Annotated in this window: 3 protein-coding genes; 2 read left to right on the top strand and 1 reads right to left on the bottom strand. The window is 49.2% G+C overall.

Translation table 11 applies throughout. The features are described 5' to 3' along the window. Positions 1–51: 51 nt before the first annotated feature. Together Q0294_RS11455 and Q0294_RS11450 are read left to right on the top strand one after the other, a co-directional pair. Positions 52–2,586: an ATP-dependent Clp protease ATP-binding subunit gene (locus Q0294_RS11455; protein ID WP_366917968.1), complete on the top strand. Its 2,535-nt coding sequence runs from the start codon at positions 52–54 to the stop codon at positions 2,584–2,586. 126 nt (positions 2,587–2,712) lie between these two features. Next, positions 2,713–3,405: a class I SAM-dependent methyltransferase gene (locus Q0294_RS11450; protein WP_299465023.1), complete on the top strand. Its 693-nt coding sequence runs from the start codon at positions 2,713–2,715 to the stop codon at positions 3,403–3,405. A gap of 150 nt (positions 3,406–3,555) precedes the next feature. Here the strand turns inward: Q0294_RS11450 and csrA are convergent, their stop codons facing one another. Then, positions 3,556–3,795 carry a carbon storage regulator CsrA gene (gene csrA / locus Q0294_RS11445; protein WP_299465020.1) on the bottom strand — a complete coding sequence of 80 codons (240 nt, stop codon included), beginning with the start codon at positions 3,793–3,795 and terminating at the stop codon, positions 3,556–3,558. Positions 3,796–4,301: the final 506 nt, after the last annotated feature.

Below are 4,301 nucleotides of genomic sequence, written 5' to 3'. Positions count from 1 at the left end.
TGTTCATCCAAAAGTGCCCGACATGAAACAGGGCCACAGGAGAAACAAGTTATGTACGAGCGGTTTACAGATCGAGCTCGAAAAGTGATGCAGTTGGCCAATCAGGAGGCTCAACGGTTTAATCACGAATATATCGGGACCGAACATATCCTTCTTGGTTTAGTCAAAGAAGGTTCTGGGGTGGCAGCAAATGTGCTGAAAAATCTGGACGTGGATTTGAGAAAAATCCGTCTGGAAGTAGAGAAGATTGTGCAGTCGGGGCCCGATATGGTCACGATGGGCAAGCTGCCTCAAACACCTCGGGCGAAAAAAGTCATTGAATATGCGATGGAAGAGGCCCGGAATCTGAACCATAACTATGTGGGAACTGAGCACCTTCTGCTGGGTTTATTGCGAGAGCAGGATGGCGTTGCCGCTCAGGTCTTGATGAATTTGGGTTTGAAACTGGAAGAAGTTCGCGAAGAAGTTTTGAATCTTCTGGGCCATGGCCTGGAAGGGGCAGAAGCGGGCGAACGGACACCGGGTGCAGGCAGCCAGAAAGCCGGCAAAAGCAAAACACCTGCTCTGGACAGTTTTGGTCGCGATTTGACTGAACTTGCCAAGCAGAAAAAACTCGACCCGGTGATTGGACGTGCCAAGGAAATTGAACGCGTGATTCAGATTCTCTGTCGCCGTCAAAAGAATAACCCGGTTTTACTGGGGGAAGCCGGCGTTGGAAAAACCGCGATTGTCGAAGGTTTTGCCCAGATGGTTGTCAACGGGGAAGTTCCCGACCTGCTCCGCGATCGCCGTATCGTTGTGCTGGACCTGGCGATGATGGTGGCCGGTACGAAATATCGCGGTCAGTTTGAAGAACGCATTAAAGCCGTCATGAACGAAGTGCGTCGTGCGAAAAATACGATTCTGTTCATCGACGAATTGCACACACTTGTCGGAGCCGGTGGCGCCGAAGGCGCGATTGATGCTTCGAATGTATTGAAGCCCGCTTTGAGCCGGGGTGAATTACAGTGTATTGGTGCAACCACTCTGGACGAATACCGCAAATACATTGAAAAAGACAGCGCTTTGGAAAGACGTTTCCAGAACGTCATGGTGGAACCACCGACCGACAAACAGACGGTCGAAATTCTGCGTGGTTTACGGGAACGCTACGAAGAGCACCATAAAGTACAGATTACCGATGATGCCCTGGAAAAAGCGGTGGAGTTGTCTTCACGTTACATTACCGGCCGTTGTTTGCCCGATAAGGCGATTGACGTGATCGACGAAGCGGGTGCTCGTATCCGTTTGAAATCAATGGTCCGTCCTCCCGATTTGAAAGAACTGGAAGAGGAATCAGAGCGTCTGAATCAATCGAAAGAAGAAGCGGTTGCCAACCAGGATTTCGAACTGGCAGCAAATCTTCGTGATCAGGCTGATAAGTTAAAGAAACGAAAAGAAACTTTAACGCAGGAATGGCGTGAAAAGTCCAAAGAAGTAGACGGTGTAGTTGATGCGGAAGTGGTTGCTGAAGTGGTTGCCAAGATTACCGGCGTGCCACTGACGCGGCTTTCCAGTGAAGACACCGTACGTCTGCTCCATATGGAAGATGAACTGCATCAGCGGGTCATCAGTCAGGATGAAGCCATCAAACAGGTATCCAAAGCCGTTCGCCGCAGCCGCAGTGGGCTGAAAGATCCTAAGCGACCGATGGGCGCCTTTCTATTCTCCGGTCCAACCGGTGTGGGAAAGACATTATTGGCCAAAACACTGGCAGAATTCATGTTCGGTGATGAATCGGCTCTGATTCAGATCGACATGAGTGAATATATGGAGAAGCACAACGTCAGTCGTCTGATCGGTGCTCCTCCGGGATATGTAGGCTTTGAAGAAGGCGGCCAGTTGACCGAGAAAATCCGCCGTCGGCCTTATGCTGTTGTGCTGCTGGATGAAATTGAAAAAGCACATCCGGACGTGTTCAATATGTTGTTACAGATTATGGAAGAAGGGCACCTGACAGACAGTTTTGGTCGCAAGGTGGACTTCAAGAATGTCGTACTGATCATGACGACGAATGCCGGTGCTCAGGGAATGGCTCATGGAGATGCCTTTGGTTTCCGTAAAGCCGACGATGATACCAGCTACGAAGCCATGAAACGCAATCTGATGCACGATCTTCAGAAAGAATTTAAGCCCGAGTTTCTGGGCCGTCTTGATGAAGTTGTCGTCTTCCGCAAACTGACGCGCGAAGAATTGAAGCAGATTGTCGATATCGAACTCAGCAAAGTACGCAGCCGTCTGAAAGAACAGGGCGTGATTCTGGAACTGACCGATGAATCACGAGAGTTCATTATCGATAAAGGTTCCGAAGGTGGCGAGCTCGATTACGGTGCTCGTCCGCTACGTCGTTCTGTGGAACGCTATATCGAAGATCCTCTGGCAGAAGAACTGCTGCGTGGTGCCTTCGAAGGTAAGAATAAAGTACTGGTGAAAGTCACCATGGTCGGCGATGAAAAGCGACTGGACTTTGATGGTTCGTACGAAGCGGAAACAGAAGAACTGGCGACCGTCGGTTCGGTTGAAGGCGGGGGCGATTCTTCTGAGTAAGAAGGCTGGCCTTTAACTTTCAACGATGTCAAACTAAAAATCAGATTGAGCCCTCACCAGTTTTGTGAGGGCTCTTTTTTTTGGGTACTGTTTTCAAACCATTCCTGTGTTTGAAGGGAACCGGATATGATTCCTCGTCAGCTTGAACCGGAAGTCATGGACACGCGCGAGGAAGCGATTGACTATAATTCAATGGATCACAGCGAAGTCAACCGGATGTTCGCCGAGGATGTGCTGGAACTGGTAACGGCTCGTACGGGCGCTGGCAATCAGCGGTCAGTCTCACTACTTGATCTGGGTACAGGCACTGCGCTGATCCCGATCGAAGTCTGTCAACGGAATAACTGCGTCAGAGTTGTTGCGACAGATTTAGCGGTTGAGATGTTGAAAATTGCAGAGAGGAATCTGCTGCAGGCAGGGCTGGAGCACGTGATATCACTGGAACGGGCGGATGCCAAACAGCTTCCCTGTTCAGATCAGTCGTTTGAGGGGGTCATTTCCAACAGCCTGATTCACCATATACCGGAACCAGGAAGCGTTATTCGCGAAATCGTCCGTGTCGTCAAATCAGGTGGTTTCATTTTTTTGCGCGACCTGCTCAGACCCGAATCTCAAGTAGAGTTAGAACGATTGGTCAAACAATATGCGGGGCAGGCAAACCCGCGTCAACGGCAATTGTTCCACGATTCCTTACACGCCGCCCTGACATTAGACGAAGTGCGGGCATTGTTGGAACAATGTGGCTTGCCGCCAGATGCGGTGCAAAAGACGTCTGATCGGCACTGGACGGTATCACTGGTTCTGCCTGATCCATTGTAAGCGGCTTTTTTCAAAAACGCAGCAGATGAATATGCCACGTACTAAGAAAAACAGGGGGAGCTGGCGTCATGCCAATCATCCCCCTGCAGTTATTCAATTAATCTTTAATTGAAAGTTGGCCATTTTCTGTATCACGAACGTCTTCATCGCTCAGGATGATCGCTCGCCAGCATTTTTCGATGGCGACTGTGGCGTAGGGCGGTGCTCTCCAGATTCTTTCAGCGCGTTTTCTCTCTGAATTGCATCGTACACTTCTTGACGGTGCACTGGAATTTCTGTTGGAGCCTGAATCCCTAACCGTACTTTATCACCCCGGATATCGACAATAGTAATGACAATATTGTCACCGATGATGATGCTCTCGTCGCGTTGTCTCGACAATACAAGCATCGTAATAACTCCTTCCGTAGATCTTATGTTCTGGGCCAATGAGGTGATATCTGCAGAGGCGACAAACCTCTTATCGATTTGATTTAAAGCTTTGTCACCCGTTGTCTATTCGTAAGTAAGTAAAACAAATCAGTCCGGATTCAAGAGAACTTGATCTTAGGCAGCTCTGTTTCTTCAGGCTCCCCAGAGATCTGGTGCGATTTCTTGCTAGCACTCTCTTACCGGCAATGACCCACATCCCTGCATGTGTGATGAGTTCCTCGTGGGTATTTATCTACATCGACGTTGTGGTAAGTATTGATCATCCTTAAGATGGGTTATCTACTGGTATTTCGGGAAGATGTGTGGCGGTTTGCTGAATAGTTTAAATCTGCCGATTGTAGCGATCGGGGGCGGCCTGGATCTCAGGGGTCGGTGCGAATGTATACTTTTATTGTGATCACATTGGCTTCTTAAGCGACTTGATTGCCAATCAGCGGGTAGATGTATAATCTTGTAAGTGGATT

The sequence above is a fragment of the uncultured Gimesia sp. genome, assembly GCF_937919775.1.
Classification (GTDB): Bacteria; Planctomycetota; Planctomycetia; order Planctomycetales; family Planctomycetaceae; genus Gimesia.
The sequence above is the reverse complement of the archived record's forward strand: the minus strand, read 5'-3'. Positions and strand labels throughout refer to the sequence as shown.